The following is a 22,235-nucleotide window of genomic DNA, read 5'->3' as shown; positions in this document are numbered from 1 at the left end:
CCCCCGTTCGACAAAATTGCCGGGAGCAATTTTGGACGCCGCAGCAAAGCGAGGGCGCCCGCAGCGTGAGCGCCAGGGATGGCCCGAGTCAGCCCCGTCCAACCCCGATATTAAGTAGCTACCGAAAGCCTTCAATTTCTATATTACTAGGTTAGCTACAATACTCGCCAAACCTTCAATTTTTGAGATTTCCAGCCACTCCTTCCGTTTAGACTTTTGCGCAAACAGAGAACTGCTGACGAATATTACTCTTTATATTTTTTAAAGCATTATTTCTCGAATCCATAACTTTTCTATCTGAGTCCCAACAGAAATAGTCTGCAAAACTTTCTTTACCCGAATTCATTCTCGTATAGATCTCGAACGCCTTTTGAAGCGAATCAGGATTACCAGAAGACAATGTTTGTATCACCAGATCAACACCTCTAACCCAATTTGAGTCTCCATCAGCAATTAACAACTCTCTTAAAGCTATCAACTCAGACAATAGTTTTGAATATTTCTTATTCACCTAAAATTCCCTTTAACGGCTTTTCACCGATAACTTCATGGCCTTCAACATCCCAAGGAGAGTCAATATATATTTGGTTCTGATCTTGCCCCCCGAGATAGAAACCGCTTTGATCTCCAACCGGACCCTCATAAATCTTAGTTCCCGCAGGGAACTTAATAGCATAAACAGATTCTACGGGAGACTCACCTATCACAATTCCATTGTCGTCTGTCCAATACCTCTTTACAGCAAAATCAATTCTCACTTGATACTCAGAGGGAGGGGGTTCAGCGGTAAACCATCGACCATATGTACTTCTACCACCGCCCGATTTTCCAGCACGATAGAGAACTGTGTCTTTTTGAAGGACAACTTCGTTATATTTTCCACCCGCAAAATTTGCAGCAGGACTAGATTTCAACTGCTCTATTGCGGCGAGGTCCGTTTCGCGACTAACAATACCTGCCCCCTCGGGCACATTGGCTAGCGGCCCAGGGTCATTTACCATGTCATACTGGTATTCCTTACACGACAAGCCAAATGGATCAATCCAAGAAATAGGGTTAGGCGCATACTGGTAGTTATTGATGCCACCTATAAGACCTATCGGATCTTGACTGATAAACCCACCAACCCCCGGATCATAATACCGAAACCGGTTGTAATGCAGCCCGGTCTCCTCGTCAAAATACTGCCCCTGGAACCGAATCGGCTGTTCGACAGCCTCGCAATGCGCCAGCGCCACATTGCCATAAGTCCGGTAACTGACACTCCAGACAACCTCACCGCAGCTGTCCGTCAGTGCGTCTGGCGTACCCAGGTGATCCAGGTGATAGTGAAAGACCGCGTCATTTTCACTTAGCGCGACTGGCTTGAAGGTGCCGGGCTCGAAGTAGTAGGTGCGGGCCTTTAGGTTCTGACCTGTCTTGGTATCGCAAGCGGTTTCCCGCAGCAGCACATCGCCATCCCAGAGGAAGTCGACCTGCTTAGCGTCATCGGCTTTGCTTATACGCCGCCCGAGAGGATCATATTGGTAAGAGACTGCCCGCTGGCGCCGCTCTTCCCCCCCCTCCTCAACCTTTACCTGCTCAACCCGCACCAACTGCTGTTTGCAGTTGTAGTGATAGCGTGTCTGTAGCTTCTGCCCCTTTCCACGCAGGGCGGCGATACGGTTGCCGTGCACGTCGTAGCGGTAGTGGGTGTCGCCGCGGAAGGCCAGGCGGTTGCCATTCACCTGCGTGGTGCCCGCCTGATGCTGCGCCTTCTCCGGTGAGGCTGCAGCGGCGAGGATATTGTGGGCCGGGTCGTGTACGAAGTGCTCTGGATTCGGGCCCTCGACCTGGGTCAGGCGGTCCAGTGCGTCGTAGTGATACTTGCGCGAGCCGCGCAGGCTGTCGTCTATCTGCGCCAGCTGTCCGGCGACGTTGTAGTGATAGCCGCGTTCGTGCTGCGGATCTTCAATCGGACCGGCAGCCTTGCCGAGGCGCACTTTGTGCAGGCGGCCCTGTGGATCATAGTCACGCTCACTGGCGAGCCCGTTGCCATGGCGCCGGTGGATCTCGCGGCCCTGCTCGTCGTGCTGAATTGCGGCGAGCAGTTGATCGGTATCGGTGCCCGCGGCGCGGCGGTACAGACTTTCGAACTGCCCCGCGGGATTGTAGGCAAAGCTCAGTAGTTCGCCGTCAGGCAAGGTGGTGGCAGTGCGATTCCCAGTGGCATCGTAGCGGTGGCGAATACTGGCCTGATCTTGCCAGTCGCCGACAACACGGCCGCAGGCGTCATATTCCCAGCGCAGCTTTCGGTGAGTATTTTCCGCCTCGACCATCTGTCCCGCGCGGTTGTAGCGGAAGCTGGTAACGCCGTCCGGCGTGGTCTCCCGCAGCAGCCTGCCAAAGGCGTCGCGCTCGAAGTGCGTGTCGATTCCCTTGCCGGTATCCGGATTGGTTACCGCGCGACTGCTGGCAAGATGGCCCGCGCGGTTGTACGCGTAACGGGTAACGCGGCCATCGAAACCCACTTCCTCGATCAGGCGCTCGCCGAGATCGTACTTCAGCTGGTACTGCTCACCTTTTTCATTCGTCAGGCCAACCAGGTTGCGCTCGCCGTCGTAGTGATACTGCAACCGAGTGCCGTCCGGATTGATGCGTGCACTTACCTGACTCAGGCCATCGTATTCGTAGTGGGTAGTGCGTCCGCCGGCATCGGTAATTTCCGCCACCAATCCCTGAGGGTTGTAGCGGTACAGGGTGCGGGCACCGTCCGGGCCGGTTACCGCGCTGATGCGGTCCTCGGCGTCGTACTCGTAGCATGTGCTCTGCCCCGCTGCGTGCTGCACTTCCACAAGGCGCTGGGCACTGTCGTAGCGGTAATGTTGGGAGCGCCCCATGGCATCGTGCACCGCACTCAGTTTGCCCTGTGGATTCCACAGGTAGCGAGTGGTGTTGCCGAGCGGGTCGGTGACGCTGCCCACCAGGCCGATGGGGTTGTAGCTGTACTGGGTGGTGTTACCGAGGGGGTCGATCGTGGCGGTAACCTGGCCACTGCCGTTGTAGCGACGCTGCCAGCTATGGCCTTCGGGGTCGCGAATTTTTGCCGGCAGACCTTCGGCATTGTATGCAATGCGGTGCTCACCACCAGCTGCGTCGATTTTCTTGACGAGGCGACCGTGACGATCATATTCGTAGCGCTCCTCACGCAATACACCGTCGTCACCGGGCAACTGCACTTGGGTCAGCTGCCCATGGGTGTTGTAGGTATACAGCGTTTCGCCGCCGACCGGATTGCGGTGATAGATCGGCAGTGCGCGCTCGTTGAAGCGATAGCGCTCCCGACCGCCCCGCGTATCGGTCACCGTAACGCCCTTGCCGTCATCGTCCCATTCGAACTGGTAACTGTAAGTGGGCTTACCGTCGATGGGATCGCCCCACTGGCGTATGCAGCGAGCGCTGGGGCCTTGCGCATCCCACTCGAAATAGAAGCTGTAGCCGCTCTTCAGCGTGCGCCGCTTGATGACGTGCCGGTGATACTGATAGCGCTCGCTGTGGCCCTCGGCGTCGGCCGCCTCGATGAGATCTCCCGCGTCGTCGTAGCGGTAACTGGCCAGCGCGCTGATACGACCATCGCGGGTTTCCTTTTTCAGTGCGCCGATCCGCTCGCCCGCCGGACTGATGTGCAAAGCCTCGCCGAGACTGCTCTCGACACAGATCAGGCGCTGATCGACATAATGGAAGAGGTAGTTGTTGCCGTAGCCGTCGCGGATTTCTGCCAACGCCAGGTGGTCGGCGGAAGTACCCGCCGGCTTGAAGTGTTTCTGCACGCCATTTGGCGCGCCGTAAGGTGCAATCACCCAGTGGTCGTCGTTGATGCGGCTCAATGTGAGCCCTTCCACCACGTTGTGACTGCGCCCGCTGGATCCGGGCTCGGGCAACGCGATGACCCGCCCCTCGGCGTCGTGGAAGTGTAGAGGCCGGCCCGCCCCTCGCAGCTCGAGCCGCTCGCCCAACGTATGTGTCCAGCCGAAGCCCAGTCCGAAATCTTTGCCGTTGCTGCTGCGATAGGTACGGGCCACCACGAGTGGCAGCGGGCCGTCCAGAACCGCATCCACCAAGGTCAGGCGCTCTTCACCGGTTTTCAGGTTGATCGGCTCGCCGCCTTCGCAGGCATTGGCATTGCACTGGGTGCTGGCCCCGTTCTGGTTATTGCCGGTGTCGGCATCGGTCTTATCGGGTTCGGCGGAACTGCTCTGATCCTTGCCGCCTCCGGACTCTGCCCCATCGCCTTTGGACGTTGCCGTCGGCTTTCGCGCCGACGTCGCAACTGGCGCGGCGGCTGGCGCGGGGGCATCCATGGATTCCAGGTCACTGAACTTCGTGCCCTCGGTCCGTGCCCCGCGCTTGTCGGCCAGCGCGAGCCGCTGCTTGCGATACCCGGCGAAGTCCACCATCAAATCGCCAACATCCCGGAAGCGCGTGAGTAGCCGCGTGTTTTTTGCCATGACCGCCGCAGCACCGGCTCCACCGGTAATCGCTGCCAACACGATAGTCAGTATGATTTCAAAGACACCGCCGCCGGCGAACTCTGTAAGTTCCAGACTGTGCTGGGCCTTTACGTAATCCCTGGCGAAATGCGTGATATCGCTGCGCAGGCCGCTATCGCCGTATATCAGGTGAGTGATCTCGAAAGCCTGCTCCAGCTGCTCGACTGTGACGTTGGCCGGATCAAATCCCAAGACGTCGACAACCTCCTTGCGAACCTTTGCCAACTGCTCGCGCGCCGACTGCGCGGGGCTCTTGTCGTGCAGGTAGTAATTGCCAGCGGCCATCAGCATCTCGGTGCTCTGGCGCACGGGATTAATCAGTGCCACCACTTCGCCGACATCCTTCACCCAAACGGCCAGATCCCAGGCGGCTTGCCCCAGGCCCGCACCAGCACGCTCGATGTAGGCCCCCACTTTTTCCAGCGCGCTGCGCTTTTCATGGATGACCTGAATTCGTGCGGCCTCTGCCCGCTCCTCGGCAACGATCTTTTGCAACGCCATACGGATACGGGGGCGCAAGACGGATTGGCGCTCTTTCAAATCGCCGGCACCGAGAGGTGCCTCTTCGACCAGCAGGCGGCTTTGCAAGACGGCGAGGTAGATATGCCGATGGCGCTCACCGAGATGACCGGCGTAGATGGCGTGAGCTTCGAAGGGATGAAGAGCACTCTGCGAGTCGCAACTCACAGGGCTTTCGGCAGGGATAAATAGTCGATCGACACCAAAGAATTTGTCAAAAATCTTGTCGAGTATCGCCTCGTCAAAACTTGATATCAACTGTAACGCCGCGCGGTTATCCAGACCTTCCGGCGCGTACGACCAACCCAAGCTGACCCGGTAACGTACACCCGCCCGGTTCTCAACAAATAATTGCATTGCTATTCCCCTGCACTTCGCAGCGCGCTCTTCCGTGAGAGGGAAATTCTAAATTAACCAGCTTGTCGAGCAAAGAACCCAGTGAAGGTCCGCACAGAAACCTGAAAACAACTTAGTGAATTGACACGAAAATCCTTTTTTAACTGAATCAAATCGATTTTCGCTAATGGCTTATCAATATTTTTGCACGGGCGTTCAACATACATAAGAAAATCGAGCATATAGAAAAGCTGTAAAACCGATACAACTTCCCAAGCAAAAACTTTCCGACACGGATAAGAAGCGATCCTAGCGCGTTTGAACAACAACGACTGAACAAAAATTACAAGCGATTACAGCCAGGAACAGGCATTGCTGACTGGGAGACAAAGCCCGCAACCAAATAACGGATATTCTTCGAATTGCTTTTAATGCGTTGACTGGCACAACTGACCTTAGCGGCCACCAACAAATCGATAGCCGGCCAACTCGGTTATGGTGCGAAAACAGAAAGACAGTTCAATCTCGAGCCGACCGCAGCCTTATGTTGTCTGCCAGATCGCCGGTCAGGCACCACGGATAGTCGAGGTAAGTTCGACTTGGGCCGACAGGGAGTTGGTGACCAGGCAGGCAGCCTCGGATTTTTCCAACAGCTGCCCAGCCTTGGCTTCATCACTGCCCGGCTCCAGTTCCAGATTAGCGTGCACGGTAAAGTGCGTGAAACGCGTCTTACCATCCACCTTGTCCAACACCCCCTCAACGTCACACTCGAGGGATTTCCACGCGAACTTCGAGTAGTCGGCAATCGCACGGAAGGTCAGCACAAAACAATCTGCCACTGCGGCAACGAGGAGATCTTCAGGAGACCAGCGGTCTCCCGGTCCTCCGAATTGCGTCGGCGCGGCAGAGGGAATAACGTCCAGTCCCTCGGCGGAAACACGCACGTCGCCGTCGGGGCCAGCCGCTGCCGAAACCTTGTAATGGTGTGGAAATTTCTGCATGGGTGTCATCCAGGTGGATCATTCAATTCAGCTTAGATGACGCGAAAATGAGCGGCAAGCGGAGGGAGTGATTTGCGCGGGCAAACAAACAGACTGAGCGAAAGCGGACGGCTACTCTTCACCTTTGACGATGGTGAAGCCTTCCGCAAGCAATTGCTCCCGCAACAATGGCCACTGATCATCCGGCAACTGAAGCAGGATGGTGACTCCGCTGCTGTAATCGGCATCCTCACAGCGACCGCGATACTGCCCGGCTAAAAATCGCAAGCGCGATTCCTGGGAGAAGTCACAAGCAACGCTGATTCGCCGTTCGGGCACGAAAAGCTGCAGCTCAGCCGCCTTCACCGCCGCGCCAACAGCACCGCGATAGGCGCGCATCAGACCGCCTACCCCGAGCTTGGTACCACCGAAGTAGCGAGTAACAATGGCACCGACATTACCGATTTCCTGCTTCAGCAATAGCTCCAGCATCGGCCGTCCGGCACTGCCACCGGGCTCGCCATCATCGTCGGACTGCATGACTTCCGGGTTGGCGGGGTTGCCAATTACGAGTGCGGTGCAGTGGTGGGAAGCATCCGGATACTGGGCACGCATGGCGTCCAGCTGCTGCTGAAAAGCCGCCTTGTCCTGTACCGGCCCGAGCCAGCAGATAAAGCGGCTTTTCTTTTCCTCGGTTTCACTGACAACGGGAGAGCAGGGAATCTGATAGCTCACCGGCAAACTCATCCCAGTGCTGGGTCTTCAGTTTTTGATAGAGAGGTTGCAGCTTGGTCTGCCAGATGCGGTCATCGACCACACCGACATGCTTGCAGCGGATGGTGCCTTCAGCGTCCACGAGGAAAGTTTCCGGCGCGCCGAAGACGCCAAGGTCCAGGGCGAGGCGCCCTTCCCTGTCGGCGATACTGAACAGGTAGGGGTTGTGGAATTTCTCCAGCCATTTCTGCGCTGCCGCGTCGTCGTCTTTGAGATTCACGCCGACAATCGGCACGCCCTGTTCGGCCAGCTTGTTCAGATATGGGTGCTCCACTCGACAAGAGACACACCAGGTGGCCCAAACGTTCAGTAGCAACGGCTCCCTGGGCAGGTCACCCTTCCCTAAAACCTTGTCGCTATCGGCGACGTTGGGCAGGGAGAATTCCGGCACCGGCTTGTTCAGCAGTGCCGAGGGCATTTCCTGGGGATCGAGCGACAGGCCACGCCAAAACAGTATCGCCAGCGCGGCGAATATAATCAGCGGCAGAAAAAGTTTGAATCTTGCCATTGTTTCACCCACTTCCCGTCAGGCCGCAGCCACTGCCACGCCAGCTTCCGCGGCACGCGCGGCTTTCACCTTGCGATAGCGCTTGTCGGCCACCGCAATGCCGCTGCCAATGGCCATCAGTAACGCACCCAGCCAGATCCAGACCACGAACGCCTTGTATTGCAGGCGCACGGCCCAGTCGCCGTTGGGGTTGCCCTGCTCCAGTGGTTCGCCGAGTGCCACATAGATATCCCGGAACAGGCCCGAGTCGATCGCTGCCTCGGTCATGGTGTTACCACCGGAAAAATAATTGCGCTTCTGCGGATGCAGTTCCGCCACTGCGCGGCCGTTTTTACTCACGTAAATGACGCCCTCAAAAGCGCGAAAGTTTGGTCCCTGCGCAATGCGCACGCCATCGAAACGGAAGTCGTAGCCGGCCACGGTGTGACTGTCTCCCGCACCCATGCGCAGGTCCTTTTCCACACTGTAAATCGTCGTCAGCGCCACGCCCAATACGGCCACAGCGAGACCGACATGGGCCAGGTGCATACCAAAGTAGCTGGCGCGCTGACGCCTGAGACCCGCGACAAAAGACTCCGCATTGCGGGTCTTGGCGACGATATCGGCAACGCTGGAAGCGGTCACCCAGACACCGATGAAGATACCCAGCGCCGCGCCCCAATGGAACTCTCCCCTCTCTCCTTGGCCCAAGGCAAATGGCAGCGACAGCGCCGCAACCACGGCGACCGCCAATGGCAGACGCCAGGCGGAGAACAGCTTGTCCCAGCGGCTGTCTTTCCAGTTCGCGTGGATACCGAGGCCGAGCAGCAGGCTCAACAACGCCATCAGCGGCACGAAGAACATATTGAAGAACGGCGGCCCCACGCTGATTTTGCCCCAGTTCAGCGCATCGGCCAGCAGCGGGTACAGGGTGCCGGTCAGCACCACAGCCATGGTCAGCATCAGCAGGATATTGTTGCCCAGCAGGAACGTCTCGAGGCTGCGGAAGGAAAACACGCTGCCGGCGCTCACGGCGGGCGCGCGCAGCGCGAACAACAACAGCGACAGTCCGACCACGATGGCCAGGAAGGCAAGAATGAAGCCACCGCGCAGCGGATCGGTGGCGAAGGCGTGGACCGAGGTGAGCACACCAGAGCGCACCAGGAAAGTACCCAGCAGACTCAGGCTGAAGGCAAAGATCGCCAGCAGAATGGTCCAGCTCTTGAACAGGCCGCGTTTTTCGGTGACCGCAAGGGAGTGCATCAACGCCGTGCCCACCAGCCAGGGCATAAAGGAGGCATTTTCCACCGGATCCCAGAACCACCAGCCGCCCCAGCCGAGTTCGTAGTAGGCCCACCAACTACCCAGCGCGATGCCGAGGGTGAGGAAAGACCAGGCCACCGCGGTCCAGGGGCGCGCCCAACGGGCCCAGGCAGAGTCCAGTTGACCACCCAGCAGCGCTGCAATGGCAAATGCGAAGGCTACCGAGAAACCCACATACCCCATATACAGCAGCGGCGGGTGAATGATCATGCCCGGATCCTGCAACAGCGGATTCAGGTCGGTGCCTTCCAACGGCGGAAACGGCAAGGTGCGATCAAACGGGTTGGAAGTAATCAGAATGAACAGGAAAAAGCCGACCAGCACCAGGCCGAGCACAGACAATACGCGGGCGACCAGCTCCGCTGGCAGCTGGCGACTGAACAGCGCCACCGCGGCGGCCCAGCCGGCCTGGATCAGCAGCCACAACAGGATTGACCCTTCGTGCCCGCCCCAGACGGCGGTGATCTTGTAGTGCAGCGGCAGAATGCTGTTGGAGTTCTGTGCGACGTAATTGACCGAGAAATCACTCTGCACGAATGCAATGGTCAGGCAGGCAAACGCGATCGCTGTGAAAGCCAGCACCCCCAGGGCCAGTGGTCGACCGGCTTCCATCCAGAGACGTACCGAAACCAAGCTGCCGGCCATGGGCACCACGGCCAGGGCCACAGACAGCAGCAGACCGACGATCAGGGCAAAGTGGCCCAGCTCAGGGATCATATTTTCGCCCCGTCCGCACAGCTGGCTTCGGCGGTCATGGATTCCGCCACTTCCGGCGGCGTGTAGTTTTCATCGTGCTTGGCCAGCACCTGATCCGCGCGCAGGGTGCCGTCACGGGACAACTGGCCGGTTATAACCGCTGCCTCTCCTTCGGCGAACAGGTCCGGCAATATCTTGTCGAACACGACTTCCAGCTCGGCCCTGCCATCGGTGATCGCGAAGCGCACATCCAGGCTGTCGGCTGCGCGCGCTATGCTACCGGGCACCACGCAGCCGCCGGCACGAATACGCTTCTCGAACGGCACCTCGCCGGCGGCGAAAGCGCTGGGCGCATAGAAGTAATCCATATTGTTGCGCATCGCATAGGTGACAAAACCGATTGCGGCGCTGGAGAGGGCTACCAGAACAATGACCAGGACCAGGCGTTGCTTGCGTGCAGGATGCATCGTTTTCGTTGTGCTCCGAACATCTAAATGAATTTTTTAGCGGGCGCGTCGCGCACCTCATAGGCCCCGTCGAGTTATCGCGGGCCCGGCTCGCGCTCTAGGCGGGCTCTACCGTCTTTCGCTCTTTCTCCGCCTGATGGCGACGCTGCTGAATGCGCTGCTGGCGCTGCAACTCGCGCTGTAGCTGGCGGCGACGCAACAGTGGAAACGCGGCCAGCGCGGCCAGCAGTGCGAAGGTTACACCGTAGGAAATCCACACATAGATACCGTGGCCTTCCATCGTCAGGAAATCGGCAAAGCTGGCAAATTGAAATTGCACCTTACTTTCCCCCCTTACCTTGGGTTTCCATCCCGGACAGCTCCTGCTGCACCCACTGGGTACGCCATTCCCGCTGCAGCACCAGCGTGCGGGTGTGCGCTATCAGGCTCCAGGCATACATGCAGTAAAAGCCGATGATCATGGTCAACAGTGGGTAGAACATGCTCGGGTCTATGCTGCTCGACTGCGTCAACTTGATAGTGGCCGGCTGGTGCAAGGTGAACCACCAGTCCACCGACTTGTAGATAATCGGGATATTCACGGTACCCACCAGTGCCAGTAACGCGCAGGCCTTATCGGCCACCTGTTCGCGACTGAAAGCACGGGCCAGCGCTATAACACCGATATACAGGAACAGCAGGATCAGCATTGAAGTGATACGGGCATCCCAGACCCAATAGGTACCCCAGGTGGGCTTGCCCCAGACGGCCCCGGTAAACAGGGCGATAACCGTAAGCACCGCGCCGATGGGCGCAGCCGCACGCATCACCGCGAACGAAAGCTTCATTTTCCAGATCAGGCCGATGGCACCGCTGATGGCCATGATGTAATAGCCGGCCAGCGCGAGGAAGGACGCCGGCACATGGATATAGATGATGCGGTAGCTGTTACCCTGTTTGGCGTCCTGCGGCGCAAAGCCTAGTCCCCAGACACTGCCAACGGTCAGCAGGATGACACTCGCCAGCGCCAGCCACGGCAACCAGGCGCCGGTCTTCTGATAGAACCAGCGGGGCGAACCCAAGCGGTGAAACCATTGCCAGGCCAAGGAAACCTCCCAATCAATTATCCAGGCTGATGCGGATTGCACCCGCCGCAGCGAGCGGTGCCAGAGCAGCCGCGGCGGCCAACAGTGCCGCCAGAATGGCCAGTTGCGGGCCGAATACATAGCCGTCGATCGCCGCCTGCACCGCGCCGGTGCCGAAGATTAACACGGGCACATAAAGCGGCATAACAATCAACGCCAGCAGCAGGCCCGGGCGCCGCAGCGCAACGGTCAGCGCGGCGCCCACAGCGCCGATCAGGCTCATGCTGGCAGTACCCAGCAACAGCGACACCAGCAGGCAGAAATAGCCCGCCGCGGGCAGATTCAGCATCAGCCCCAGCATAGGCGACAGCAGCGCTAGCGGCAGGCCGGTGACCAGCCAGTGCACCGCGGCCTTGATCAATACGGCGAAATACAGCGGTTGCGACGACAGGGCCTGCTGTTCCAGGCTGCCGTCTTCGAAATCACTGCGGAACAGGCTCTCCTGCGACAGCAGCGTCGCCAGCAGTGCCATCACCCAGATCATGCCCGGCGCCAGCCGCGCCAGCAGATCGGGCTCCGGGCCCACTCCAAGCGGCAGCAGCGCCAGCACGGTAACGAAAAACAGCAACGGATTGGCGATATCGGCCCGTTTGCGCAGGGCCAGCAGCAGCTCGACCCTCAGCAACGCGGCCAGGCTCGGGCCACCGTGGTTCCTGCCGGCCATCGATAAAGACTCAGCCGAAGACATGCTCGCCTCCGGCACTCTCAGCAAGTTCGTCGACGGCGAAGTCAGCCAATTGGATGCCCTGTAACCCCGCCAGAGCCACCGGCTGATGGGAGGTAAACACCATGGCCCCACCGCGACTCAAATGGACTGCCATCTGCCCCTGCAAAGCGGCAACACCGGCCACATCCAGCGCCGCCAGTGGTTCGTCCAGGATCCACAACGACGGCGCATCGGGCAGGAACAGTCGCGCCAGCGCCACACGGCGGTTCTGCCCGGCGGAGAGGTTCTGACACAGGCTGTCCTCAAAGCCGAACAGATCCACCTGCTCCAGCGCCTGCATCGCCGCTGAGCGGTTGGCGCCGTACCAGGCCAGGTTTTCCAGCGGGGTCAGACCGCCGCGGACGCCCGCCCTGTGACCGATGTAGAGCAGGGATTCACGAAATTGCGGCAGGGAAGCGGGAAACGGCCGCCCGTCCCACAGGATTTGACCATCGTAGTCACCGGCACTACCGATCAGGGTACGCAACAGCGTCGTCTTGCCCGCGCCATTGGCACCCTCTATCTGCAGGGCGCCGCTCGCGGGCAGGGTAAAACTGAGCCCCGCAAACAGGCGCCGCCCGTCCCGCTGGCAGGACAGGTTGCGTACTTGCAACAGGCTATGGGACTCGGAATTCGCGGGCATTGGTGCGGAGAATACTGCTCTGATGAAAAACTGATCGGCATTATACCGGCACCAGCGCGAAATGTATGGAAATCGGACTTGCGACAGCAGAATTTCGACCAAAAGCGGCCGGGGAGACATGCGCCAGTGTTGGCCGAAGCTCTCGGCTTTGATATTTTGGACAGGACGCGAGTGGGCACCCGACCGGCGCCTGACGCCCCAGAGCTATTGGGACGCAACTCCGTGGTCGATAACAACAATCTCAATTCCGATCGGAATTGGCGCTTACCCAAGACCTGTCTGTAAGGATTCACGACAATGACTAGCCTCGCTGCAGATGCCAGCCTCTGGCTCGACTCCAGTGCCCTGAGAAACGAAGATGCTTTGATCAAAAGCCAGCCTTTCCCGTTTTTTGTCGCCCAGAAAGTGCTGAATGAGGAGCTGATGTCCTCGCTACTGGAAGACTTCCCCAAACTCAAGGGCGCCGGCTACCTGCCCTATGAGAATGAAGAGTGCGGCGAATCCGTCAACACCCTGATCGGCCGCATGCTGGAGCCGGCCTTTTGCGATGCCATCGGCGATAACCTGGGAATCGAACAGCTCTCCCAGTACCCGACCTACGTGTCCATCAGTCGTACACTGAAGAAACGCCACGGCAACATCCACACCGACGGCAAGTCCAAGGTCGCCACGGCACTGCTGTACCTGAACCCCGAGTGGACACTGGATGGCAACGGCTGCCTGCGCTTCCTCAACCGCATCGACGATTATGAAGATATGGTTGTGCCGGAGATCAAGCCCTCGTACGGCACACTGGTCGCCTTCAAGCGCGCGGAGAACTCCTTTCACGGCCACCTTCCGTTCGAGGGACAGCGCCTGGTGATCCAGATCGCCTGGCTGGTGAGTGCCGCGGACAAGGATCGCAAAGCCAAGCGCGGCAAGCTGTCGCACAAACTGAAGCAGCTGCAGGGCTGGTTCGGTCGCAAATTTGGTGGCGCCGGCAAAGACGCCGCGACGCAGATGTAAGGTATTTGAGAGGGGCTTAGCCCTGACGAGCGGCCGTGGTCCCGGTTTTTTTCCGGGGTACGGCCGCCTCCCCCCAATTCAGGACGGCCCTCACCCGACTGCTGCCGGGTTCCAGCTGAACCTTCCGGCAAATCGCTCGCAACAACGGCAAACCGCGACCGGAATACGCATTGCCGGTAAACAGTTGCCTCGGCAAACCGCCGCCACTGTCTTCCACCACCACTTCCAGCAGTCCCCGGCCACCGCGATCGCGGCAGCGCAGCGTGATACGGATCCACCCTTCCCGCAACTGACGTCGGCCGCAATTCAGTTGGCGATAATATTCGGCAAATCCGTGATCCGTTTTCTTCAGGTTGCTGTCCAGCCCGAGCAGCCCGTGCTCCAGCGCATTGCGGAATAACTCACCCAGAACAATCGTCAGCGGATCCAGGAAACTGCCGGCTCCCGGCACCTGCGCCAGGACGCTGTGCAGCAATGGCAGCGGGTCCGCATCCCGCAGCTCTTCCGGTCCGAGAGTAAAGTGAATCGACCAGTCACCAAGGCGAGGGGTCCTCTTCGCAGGTCCATCCTCCAGGACCCAGCCGTTGCCCCGCCAGGGAGCGGCATCGTCCAGCGCAACCTCTACCAGGGACAGATCGTCGTGCTGGTCCGCACTGAAACGGCTGACGGAGGAAAGAATGCGGTCGAAGTACCGCCCTTCCGGCACCTGTGTCCCGAGCAACTCCATCAGGCGTTCCTCGCCAAATAAGTCCCCGCGCAGGTTGCGCGCCTCGTGAATGCCGTCACTCCAAAGATAGAGGTAATCACCATCCTCCACCGGGATATGGATTATTGCTTCATCCACAGATGCCTGATCCAGCACGCCCAGCGGCAAGTGACGAGATTCCAGCAAGCGAAGCTCTCCGCTACCGCGACGAAGACAGACGCTCGGCATACCGGCATTAAACAGGCGGATATGGCGCTTGTGCGGATCGAACTCCAACATCACCGCGCAGCAAAACATATCCGCGGGCAGGACATTGTGTAGCTTGGTATTAAGTTCCCGCACGATATGCCCCAGGGAAAACCCCTTGGGCACCATCGAATAGAAGATAGAAGTGAGCGGCACCGCCCCCACCGCCGCGGCGAGCCCGTGCCCGGTAAAGTCACCGAGCAACAGCATCAGTTTTCCGCCTGGCCCATAGGCCGCCGCAAGAACATCTCCTGCGAGCACTGCACGCGGCGAAAGATGATAGCGGATGGCCTCGGTCTGACCGAGGCAACTCTCATGACCGAGATTACTGAAAATTTGCCGGGCACTGGCCTGCTCCTGTAGCAGATCCGCATGGTGGCGGCGTATCCGGTTACGCTGCGCCAGCAGGGACCGGCCGAAATTACAGAAGCGCTGCAAAGCAGCAAGCTTCAGCCGTATCAGGCTGGGGTTGTAGGGCTTCAAGAGAATATCGTCACAGCCCGACTGCAGGCTGGCAGACGTGATGGACTGCGACTCAGACATTACACAGAGAATGGGCACCGGTTCGACACCCGCGCGGGCGCGCAGGCGCTGAAGATCGTCCGCGGTCGCGTCCATGGCAGCCTGGGGACCAAAGATCACCACATCGGGCCGCAGCGCCGCATACTCTGTCAACGCCGCCTCGACATCGCCAAAAACATTGAATTTAACGGGCCGCAACCCCTCCCCGCCCTCGGCAAAGCTTTCCAGCAACTGGCGAAGGCACGCCGACTCCTCAGCGTGCCCTTCAATTACCAGCACCCGAAATTGGTCCATAGCGATCAGCGAATGGTGAAGATCTTATCGAAATTGGAAATGGTGAGAATATTGCCTACGTGCTCATTGGCATTGAGCAACTCAACCCTGACCGGCTCAGCCCCCGTCCCATCATTCTGACAATGATCACGCAAAAGCAGCAACATGCCCAAGGCAGCACTATCGAGGTAAAGCGTCTCGGAAAGATCCACACAATATTGTCTGGGTGAGGGCGAGAGATTCTGGTAGGCGCGCTGAAAATCACGATGCACATTGAAATCGAAGCTTCCGGCCACGCGTATAACCAAGGCTTCGCCATTTTCCGAGAGCTCTGAAGAGACCCGGGCGGCAGTGTATTCCGAAACATTCATTGCGGACTTCCCTTTCAATGACCTTCAACAATTAAGTAGATCTTCCTGAACCACTCAATTGTCGCCCGACAAGAAATTGCACCACTCACTGCAAGACCAGCACCTACCAGGCCAGTAACACTATCAAGCCAGATGCTCGAACCGCATACTAGTACGAGAAAACCCTTGTCGGGTATTTGCAATGCCTCTCGACCGACTGCCCATGAACCTTCTGTCCGGGTTACCCACAAACCCCAAAACTTCGAGCAAAGATCCAAAACTAAAGCAGTCTGTATTAATTGAGACGAACCATAAATCGATTCCCTCAACAGGTAAATACCGGAAGCACGCCACCGAAAAATCACCAAGCCGCAAATACAAAAAGGCGCCAACAGTGGCGCCTTTTCGTCATCTACATATCGAAATCGTAATCCATCAGCTCGCGCCTCAGACGCATCTCTTCCAGTTTATCCTCGACCATCCGGCGAGCATCGCGGGGAGGCTGAGACGTAGCTTGCCTAAGTACCTCATTTGCGATGTGGGGGATGTCGTCGTTATCAAAATCAATGTAACTTTCGCTAACGTTGCCGCTCATACGAAACTCCACAATCTCGATCTACGGGAGCAGAAACACCCTTGTTGTTTTTGTTGTGCCCTCGCAGATTAGCCAGCTCGGCCGATCTCGGTCAAGCAAAAAATTGCCCCCCGGAAACAAGTTTTTTCGCGCCGATCGAACGGACCCGATTGGCGGGCAAAAACCTCCCCCGGAAGGCGGGTCTGCGGCGCAAAATTACCGCCGGAACATGACTAATCTGCGACAGTATTTCTACAAATGAGTGAAACCGAAATGGCGGGAAAAGTTGTAACCCGACTCGAGGGTTGTTACCGACGGTGACAATTCAGCAGGGTATGGCCCCGGAGTGAGGAGCGGGAACGGGGCGAAGCCCTTGTGCACAAGACAAAAGCCCGGCAAAGCTTGCCGAACCGGCCGGCATGACACCAGGGCGATCAGCCGTTAGAATAGCCGCCTCCTACGGGCCGGGCGATATCTTCGTCGATTCCTCTGCCCCGCCGCCCCCGTCGGTTAACAGGATAAACCACGGACCTCCTAAGTCCGGACTGGTGGTTCGAGTCCACCCGGGGGCGCCACCTATCCAACTCCTTTAACCCCCGGCGAGCCTCCAAGGGACCTGCCTGCTATCCCCCTGACTGATTTAGCCAGCCCGAAAGCTACCGGGACTGCCCTGTGCCACCGTAGAATTTATGCGCAGGAGCTCCCGCTCGGCTGCCTCGAAAAGAATCACACATAGCACCCACTGGAGAAACTAACCGCAGAGATAGAAGGCCCCACCATTTCAACGGGCACCTTGTCCTGGTGGGCGGATTACTTGACGGCTTGGCTGGGTAGAGGATCGGGAATTCAAAGCAACCGGTTCAAGCAACCCTTCGCGCGGCTGGACGTACCGCCAGGCTCACCAACGCTGTCGCCAGAGCAATAAGAAGTCCGGCAACCGCTCCGTAGAGGTGCGCGGCTATCGCCACATCAGCTTCGATAAAGGCTGCGGTTGCACTGGTATCCCCACCCAACTGTTCCCAGGCAATTTTTGCGCTCACTCCCAGAAGCAGGAGTACTCCCAGGCGCTGGCCACGCCGGACGTCCTCGATACTGCCCCACACAATCAGGCCGTGCAGCACCCCGGACAAACCAACGTAGCGATACAGGTCGCCAGCGAATACAAACAGGCCAACACCACACAGCACACACAATAACGACAGAAGACCGATGGCCTTCAGCGCACTGAAATAATGGCCAAACATATACCAGAGGATGGCCAGGGCCCCGCAGTTCATAAGGAGATGGTTCAGGTTGGTATGCAGGAAGTGTCCACTGGCCAGGCGCCAGTACTGTCCGGCGGCAATCGCGCCACGGTCATACACCAGCCACTCCCGGGCAGTCTCCGGCAGCTGGTGTGCAAGCCCCGCGATCGCGATTACCGCGAACCAGGTAAGTAGGGTCCCGTTTTGCAACGCAAAAGGGGGATCTTCTGCTTGGTCTTTCAATATTCTTTCTTTACGCATAAGAGTAAGCTGTTCAGGCACTTCCCTATTCGACTGCTCCTAATGCCGCCTATTTGGGGAATGACTTCTCCATACTGCCGCGGCGCAGCTGGCTGAAATGCTGCAATTCCCAAGGGCGCAGCGCAACCAGCAGACTGGAACCGAAGCGCTCTTCCAGGGCAAGGTCTGTGTCCGCATCGTGCAGTTCGTCGAACTGCTGCAGCAGACGATCCATTTTCTTCATCAGTTCTGCATTGGCGGCCCGTGACAGCATTCCGGTGCGAAACACCAGTTTTTCCCCAGGGCCCGAGAAGCTCGAGGCCAGAAAGTCCGGCTGAACCTCCTTCTGGAAAAATTGCTGAATCGGGCCGTTGGGCAGCCAGCGAAATTCCTTGGCGACAATCACCCGGTAGCGGTTTAGTGGCAACAGTTCGATCAGTTTCAAGCGGTCCAGTCTGGCCAGCAGCTGGATACATTCCGGCTCGCTCAGTTCGTAAGTCTCGAGAATCTGCTCAATGGTCCAGTAGTTGAGTACGCAAACGGTCACCAACAACAGGCGCGGATCACCGGCGACCTCCCGCTCCTGCTCCTCTGAGAGGGTCGCGATACCCCTGCGAGCCTCTGCGGCCTTGCGCACCAGCTCGGAGAAATCCATGCCGGCGATCTGGCAAAGGTCCTCCAGCCGGGCAACAGACAGCGAGCCCCCCGCAAACAGGCGCTTGATGCTGCTTTCTGACAACTGCAGCTGCCTTGCGATCTCGGCGTAAGTGACCCCCCGCGCCTTGAGCTCGCGCTTCAGGGTCTTCATCAATGCCTGCACCTGACTCATATCACCGCCCTATTAACACCAAGAAAGTATCGTTATTCAGTACTTTACGGACTGCTTTACGGAACTCTATCGGTTTTAGGTGATTAATGTGAACCCCTGGGACTAAATACTCCGGCAGCGCGACCTCTCCCGGCGCGCATTTCTTTTCAGCCCCAAGACGGCATCCGGAGGAACCGAAAATGCAACGTTTATGGCGCAACCCGATACATTGGCTGGTGGTTTCACTGCTGAGCCTCCTGGCCCCGCAGTTGGTCATGGCGGCCGGCCTAATGACACCCGCCGACAGCGCACTTCCCGAGCTACAGATCAAGGAACACCACGTCAACGTAGTGATCGAGGATGGCTATGCGATTACCGAGGTGGAACAGACATTCTTCAATCCAAATGACCAGACCCTGGAGGCCATCTATACCTTTCCGGTGCCGGAAAAAGCATCGGTGGGCGAGTTTACCTACTGGATTGACGGCAAGCCGGTCACCGCGGAGGTGCTGCCGAAGCAACAGGCGCGCACCCTGTACGAGCAAGAAAAGGCCCAGGGCAACCGGACGGCGCTGACGGAGCAGGATGAGTACCGCAGTTTCGACAGCCGCGTATACCCGGTACTGCCACAGGATTCCGTCCGTATCCGGCTGGTGTATATCCAGCCTGTATACGCTGACCTGGGTATCGGCCGCTACGTCTATCCGCTGGAGGAAGGCGGTGTCGACGAGGAGCGCATGGCCTTCTGGACCTACCAGCAGCATGTGCAGGAAGCCTTCAGCTTCAATCTGACCATGCGCTCTTCCTACCCGGTCGACCAGTTTCTGCTGCCGGCACACCCGCAAGCGCAGATCCAGCACCACTCTGAACAGGAGTGGCAGGCGTCTTTTGCAAACGCTGCCGGCGCCGCCGCTGTCGCCAGTGAGGAAGGCCAGGTTCAGCCGCCCACCCCGTCGACGGGGAGCGCCTTTACGCTGGACAAGGACATCGTCGTTTACTGGCGACACCAGCAGGGCCTGCCGGGCAGCGTGGATATGGTCACCTACCGCCCCGAGGGCAGCGATCGCGGCACCTTTATGCTGACGCTGACACCGGGGGATGACCTGGGCCCTGTGCAGCAGGGCCGGGACTGGACCTTCGTGCTGGATATCTCCGGCTCCATGCAGGGGAAATACCACAGCCTTGCCGAGGGTGTACGCAAGGGCTTGGGCAAACTCCCGCCCGGCGACCGCTTCCGGCTGGTCCTGTTCAATAATCAGGCCCGGGAATTGACCACGGGCTATGTCGCGGTAAACGATGCCAACGTCACGCACTACCTGCAGCAGCTGGAATCCATCCAGCCGAACAGTGGCACCAACCTGTTTGCCGGCCTGAAAATGGCTTACCAAGGCCTCGACGCGGATAGACCCAGCGCGGTGATCCTGGTGACGGACGGCGTGGCCAATGTCGGTGTGGTGGAGAAAAAGGCGTTCTTGAAACTACTCGAACAGCACGACATACGCCTGTTTACCTTTGTGATGGGCAACAGCGCCAACCGGCCGCTGCTGGAGGAAATGGCGCTCGTGTCCAATGGCTTTGCGATGGCCATATCCAATAGTGACGATATTTCCGGCCGACTGGTGCAGGCAGCCGACAAGCTCCGCCACGAAGCCTACCGCGATATCACGCTGACCATCACCGGGGCGAAAAAGTCCGCGGTCAAGGTCCGCGATCTCAGCCCGCAGCGGATCGGCTCACTGTACCGGGGCCAGCAATTGATTGTATTCGGCCACTACTGGGGCGACGGCCAGGCCAGGCTCGCAATCGAGGGCAAGGTATCGGACCGCGAGGTGCGCTACACCTCCGACCTGCAGTTCCCGGCAGCCGACACCCGCAATCCGGAACTCGAGCGGCTATGGGCCTACGCCACCATTGAAGATATCCAGAACAGGATGGACTACCTGGGCCACGACGCCGACAGTGAAGATGCGATTGTGGATCTCGCGGTTGAATACGGCCTGGTTACCCCGTACACCTCACTGGTCGTCGTGGAGGAACCCGTTTTCGAGCAGCAGGGTATCGCACGCAACAACAAGGCCCGGGTGGAGCGGGAAAGAACTGCTCGCCAGAATCGCAACTCAACACCGGTGCAGGATCACAGGCAAGACAGATCCCAGCCGGCCTTCAGCGGCAACCGCGCCTACCCCAGCAGCGGTGGTGGGTCCACTGGTCCGGTGCTGATCCTGATGCTGTTGTCTCTGATAGTCCTGCGGACAATGTCCCGTTGGCGCCAGCGCGATAGCTAGTCATTACCAATCACGTCAGGGCCCCGAATGGGCCCTGGCACCCGTGCCTGTCAGGCCAGGGCGGCGTGCATCAGCAGCACGGCAAACAGCCCTACCAGCAGAACGCCGCCCCAGAACACCCGCACCGAGCGTTCTATCTCGCGGCGACTTTTGCCGCTTTTTCTGACACTCTTTCTCATCGAATCAACTCCTTCTGATTTCGCCGAGCCACTGATGGAAATTTAGCCTATTCAGACTCTCTGAAGATGGCTATCTTGGCAGGCTGGCTCGAGGAGCGGCTGGCACGGTACATGCCCTTGGTGTTGAACGTCAGCGCCATGTTCCCTTCCGCATCGAGGACGATGACGCCCCCGGTGCCGCCCACCGGCAGCAGAACTTTATTGATCACCTCGTCGGCGGCTTCGGCCACAGACTTACCCTGGTACTCCACACGCGCACAGATATCCGCCGCCACGTTGTAACGGATAAAGTACTCGCCATGACCTGTGGCCGACACGGCGCAGGAGTCATTGTCGGCAAAGGTGCCGGCACCGATTACCGGGGAATCGCCAATGCGGCCGTAGCGCTTGGCGGTCATGCCGCCGGTGGAGGTTCCCGCGGCGATATTGCCCTGTCTGTCCAGTGCTACCGCGCCGACGGTGCCCATCTTGTAAGGGGTCGGCAAGCGCTCGACTGCCGCCTGATAATCCTTGTCCCGCTTCTGCTCTTTCTCAAGCTTTTCCTTGGCCTTCTGCAGCTGCTCGAAGCGCTGCTCGCTGTCGAACAATTTGTTGTCTACCAGCGGCACTCCCTGAGACTGGGCGAAGGTCTCTGCGCCCTCACCTGCCAGCATCACAAAGGGTGAATTCTCCATCACCATGCGTGCCAGGTTGATCGGATTCTCGATACGAGTTACCCCGGCAACCGCACCGGCCTCACGGGTCTTGCCGTCCATGATGGACGCATCCAGTTCGTGGCGCCCCTCATACGTGTAGACAGCACCCTTACCCGCGTTGAATAGAGGGGAGTTCTCCAGCACGTTGATGGCGGTCACAACGGCATCCAGGCTGCTGCCGCCCCTGTCCAAAACGGCATAGCCCTTGTCCAGCGCTTCCTGCAGCTTGTCGCGATAGGCCTTTTCGCGCTCGGGAGTCATTTTGCTTTTTTCGATAGTGCCGGCGCCGCCGTGGATGGCGATAGCAATGGGGCTCTCCGCCGCTTGCAGCGGCAGACTACCGGCCAGGGTGAACATCAGGATAAGCAGGGCTTTTACTTTCACGTTGGATGCCTTTTGTTTCTAAATACCAATCGGGACTGAGGAAGCCCTTATTAGCATTTTGCGGGCGCCGAATAAAGAGGAGCATAAAATCTGGGCGATTCATGACCTCGATGGGAGCTAGTCAGTGGCGGTGATATTTG

20 protein-coding genes and 1 tRNA gene are annotated in these 22,235 nt (G+C 58.6%); 3 read left to right on the top strand and 18 right to left on the bottom strand.

From position 1 onward, the window contains the following. Window positions 1-208: 208 nt before the first annotated feature. The 11 genes from BUC36_RS18890 to ccmA form a co-directional block, all read right to left on the bottom strand. A complete protein-coding gene (locus tag BUC36_RS18890) occupies window positions 209-511 on the bottom strand; it encodes a hypothetical protein (protein WP_143187032.1) in 303 nt (100 codons plus the stop codon). After that, window positions 504-5,405: an RHS repeat-associated core domain-containing protein gene (locus BUC36_RS17065; RefSeq protein WP_084536225.1), complete on the bottom strand. Its 4,902-nt coding sequence runs from the start codon at window positions 5,403-5,405 to the stop codon at window positions 504-506. Before BUC36_RS17065 ends, BUC36_RS18890 begins: the two co-directional genes overlap by 8 nt. A 545-nt stretch (window positions 5,406-5,950) precedes the next feature. Beyond that, window positions 5,951-6,385, bottom strand: coding sequence for an OsmC family protein (locus BUC36_RS17055; RefSeq protein WP_073277427.1), 435 nt, complete (start codon window positions 6,383-6,385; stop codon window positions 5,951-5,953). A 111-nt stretch (window positions 6,386-6,496) separates the two neighbouring features. Continuing rightward, entirely contained in the window at window positions 6,497-7,099 is a 603-nt protein-coding gene (locus BUC36_RS17050; protein ID WP_073277425.1) for an IMPACT family protein, read from the bottom strand. Beyond that, a complete protein-coding gene (locus tag BUC36_RS17045; protein ID WP_073277423.1) occupies window positions 7,062-7,646 on the bottom strand; it encodes a DsbE family thiol:disulfide interchange protein in 585 nt (194 codons plus the stop codon). Before BUC36_RS17045 ends, BUC36_RS17050 begins: the two co-directional genes overlap by 38 nt. 18 nt (window positions 7,647-7,664) lie before the next feature. Further along, the gene (locus BUC36_RS17040) at window positions 7,665-9,665 is read right to left on the bottom strand and encodes a heme lyase CcmF/NrfE family subunit (protein WP_073277421.1); all 2,001 of its coding nucleotides are present in this window, start codon (window positions 9,663-9,665) and stop codon (window positions 7,665-7,667) included. Then, entirely contained in the window at window positions 9,662-10,111 is a 450-nt protein-coding gene (gene ccmE / locus BUC36_RS17035; RefSeq protein ID WP_073277419.1) for a cytochrome c maturation protein CcmE, read from the bottom strand. Before ccmE ends, BUC36_RS17040 begins: the two co-directional genes overlap by 4 nt. 97 nt (window positions 10,112-10,208) lie before the next feature. Then, window positions 10,209-10,430, bottom strand: coding sequence for a heme exporter protein CcmD (gene ccmD, locus BUC36_RS17030; protein WP_084536221.1), 222 nt, complete (start codon window positions 10,428-10,430; stop codon window positions 10,209-10,211). Window position 10,431: 1 nt separating this feature from the next. Beyond that, a complete protein-coding gene (locus BUC36_RS17025) occupies window positions 10,432-11,196 on the bottom strand; it encodes a heme ABC transporter permease (RefSeq protein ID WP_073277417.1) in 765 nt (254 codons plus the stop codon). Between the two features lie 13 nt (window positions 11,197-11,209). Next, entirely contained in the window at window positions 11,210-11,923 is a 714-nt protein-coding gene (gene ccmB / locus BUC36_RS17020) for a heme exporter protein CcmB (protein WP_200797310.1), read from the bottom strand. Then, a complete protein-coding gene (ccmA, locus tag BUC36_RS17015; protein WP_234995046.1) occupies window positions 11,910-12,554 on the bottom strand; it encodes a cytochrome c biogenesis heme-transporting ATPase CcmA in 645 nt (214 codons plus the stop codon). Before ccmA ends, ccmB begins: the two co-directional genes overlap by 14 nt. Before the next feature lie 327 nt (window positions 12,555-12,881). Here ccmA and BUC36_RS17010 point away from each other — a divergent pair, with 327 nt between their 5' ends. Beyond that, complete coding sequence (locus BUC36_RS17010) at window positions 12,882-13,589, top strand: 2OG-Fe(II) oxygenase (RefSeq protein ID WP_073277411.1); 708 nt, start codon at window positions 12,882-12,884, stop codon at window positions 13,587-13,589. A gap of 16 nt (window positions 13,590-13,605) precedes the next feature. Here the strand turns inward: BUC36_RS17010 and BUC36_RS17005 are convergent, their stop codons facing one another. The 3 genes from BUC36_RS17005 to BUC36_RS16995 all read right to left on the bottom strand — a co-directional run bounded on the left by BUC36_RS17005 (window position 13,606) and on the right by BUC36_RS16995 (window position 16,281). After that, the gene (locus tag BUC36_RS17005) at window positions 13,606-15,357 is read right to left on the bottom strand and encodes an ATP-binding SpoIIE family protein phosphatase (protein WP_073277409.1); all 1,752 of its coding nucleotides are present in this window, start codon (window positions 15,355-15,357) and stop codon (window positions 13,606-13,608) included. Window positions 15,358-15,362: 5 nt separating this feature from the next. After that, a complete protein-coding gene (locus BUC36_RS17000) occupies window positions 15,363-15,707 on the bottom strand; it encodes an STAS domain-containing protein (protein WP_073277407.1) in 345 nt (114 codons plus the stop codon). A 391-nt stretch (window positions 15,708-16,098) separates the two neighbouring features. Then, the gene (locus BUC36_RS16995) at window positions 16,099-16,281 is read right to left on the bottom strand and encodes a PA3496 family putative envelope integrity protein (protein ID WP_073277405.1); all 183 of its coding nucleotides are present in this window, start codon (window positions 16,279-16,281) and stop codon (window positions 16,099-16,101) included. A gap of 478 nt (window positions 16,282-16,759) precedes the next feature. On the opposite strand from BUC36_RS16995, the gene BUC36_RS16990 reads away from it, so the two are divergent. Next, window positions 16,760-16,835, top strand: a tRNA-Arg gene (locus tag BUC36_RS16990). A 285-nt stretch (window positions 16,836-17,120) separates the two neighbouring features. Here BUC36_RS16990 and rrtA read toward each other — a convergent pair. Next, a complete protein-coding gene (rrtA, locus tag BUC36_RS16985) occupies window positions 17,121-17,765 on the bottom strand; it encodes a rhombosortase (RefSeq protein WP_073277403.1) in 645 nt (214 codons plus the stop codon). 49 nt (window positions 17,766-17,814) lie between these two features. Further along, a complete protein-coding gene (locus BUC36_RS16980) occupies window positions 17,815-18,573 on the bottom strand; it encodes a helix-turn-helix domain-containing protein (RefSeq protein WP_073277401.1) in 759 nt (252 codons plus the stop codon). 179 nt (window positions 18,574-18,752) lie between these two features. Between BUC36_RS16980 and BUC36_RS16975 the strand changes: the two genes are divergently transcribed. Beyond that, window positions 18,753-20,837, top strand: a complete 2,085-nt coding sequence (locus BUC36_RS16975; RefSeq protein WP_073277399.1) for a VIT and vWA domain-containing protein — start codon at window positions 18,753-18,755, stop codon at window positions 20,835-20,837. 50 nt (window positions 20,838-20,887) lie between these two features. On the opposite strand, the gene BUC36_RS19340 is transcribed toward BUC36_RS16975, so the two are convergent. Both BUC36_RS19340 and BUC36_RS16970 read right to left on the bottom strand, forming a co-directional pair. Next, the gene (locus BUC36_RS19340) at window positions 20,888-21,016 is read right to left on the bottom strand and encodes a hypothetical protein (protein WP_268778228.1); all 129 of its coding nucleotides are present in this window, start codon (window positions 21,014-21,016) and stop codon (window positions 20,888-20,890) included. Window positions 21,017-21,063: 47 nt separating this feature from the next. Then, window positions 21,064-22,095, bottom strand: coding sequence for an isoaspartyl peptidase/L-asparaginase family protein (locus BUC36_RS16970; protein WP_234995045.1), 1,032 nt, complete (start codon window positions 22,093-22,095; stop codon window positions 21,064-21,066). Between the last annotated feature and the right edge of the window lie 140 nt (window positions 22,096-22,235).

Source organism: Microbulbifer donghaiensis (assembly GCF_900129095.1).
In the GTDB taxonomy this organism is placed as follows: domain Bacteria; phylum Pseudomonadota; class Gammaproteobacteria; order Pseudomonadales; family Cellvibrionaceae; genus Microbulbifer; species Microbulbifer donghaiensis.
This window is presented reverse-complemented; position numbering and strand designations above follow the sequence as displayed.

Bases quoted from the DNA above. Each gene is read 5' to 3' on its own strand.
- BUC36_RS17065 (WP_084536225.1), bottom strand. From the start codon at position 5,405: ATGCAATTATTTGTTGAGAACCGGGCGGGTGTACGTTACCGGGTCAGC.
- BUC36_RS17055 (WP_073277427.1), bottom strand. From the start codon at position 6,385: ATGCAGAAATTTCCACACCATTACAAGGTTTCGGCAGCGGCTGGCCCC.
- BUC36_RS17045 (WP_073277423.1), bottom strand. From the start codon at position 7,646: ATGGCAAGATTCAAACTTTTTCTGCCGCTGATTATATTCGCCGCGCTG.
- BUC36_RS17040 (WP_073277421.1), bottom strand. From the start codon at position 9,665: ATGATCCCTGAGCTGGGCCACTTTGCCCTGATCGTCGGTCTGCTGCTG.
- ccmE (WP_073277419.1), bottom strand. From the start codon at position 10,111: ATGCATCCTGCACGCAAGCAACGCCTGGTCCTGGTCATTGTTCTGGTA.
- ccmB (WP_200797310.1), bottom strand. From the start codon at position 11,923: ATGTCTTCGGCTGAGTCTTTATCGATGGCCGGCAGGAACCACGGTGGC.
- BUC36_RS17010 (WP_073277411.1), top strand. From the start codon at position 12,882: ATGACTAGCCTCGCTGCAGATGCCAGCCTCTGGCTCGACTCCAGTGCC.
- BUC36_RS17005 (WP_073277409.1), bottom strand. From the start codon at position 15,357: ATGGACCAATTTCGGGTGCTGGTAATTGAAGGGCACGCTGAGGAGTCG.
- BUC36_RS17000 (WP_073277407.1), bottom strand. From the start codon at position 15,707: ATGAATGTTTCGGAATACACTGCCGCCCGGGTCTCTTCAGAGCTCTCG.
- BUC36_RS16995 (WP_073277405.1), bottom strand. From the start codon at position 16,281: ATGAGCGGCAACGTTAGCGAAAGTTACATTGATTTTGATAACGACGAC.
- rrtA (WP_073277403.1), bottom strand. From the start codon at position 17,765: ATGCGTAAAGAAAGAATATTGAAAGACCAAGCAGAAGATCCCCCTTTT.
- BUC36_RS16980 (WP_073277401.1), bottom strand. From the start codon at position 18,573: ATGAGTCAGGTGCAGGCATTGATGAAGACCCTGAAGCGCGAGCTCAAG.
- BUC36_RS16975 (WP_073277399.1), top strand. From the start codon at position 18,753: ATGCAACGTTTATGGCGCAACCCGATACATTGGCTGGTGGTTTCACTG.
- BUC36_RS19340 (WP_268778228.1), bottom strand. From the start codon at position 21,016: ATGAGAAAGAGTGTCAGAAAAAGCGGCAAAAGTCGCCGCGAGATAGAA.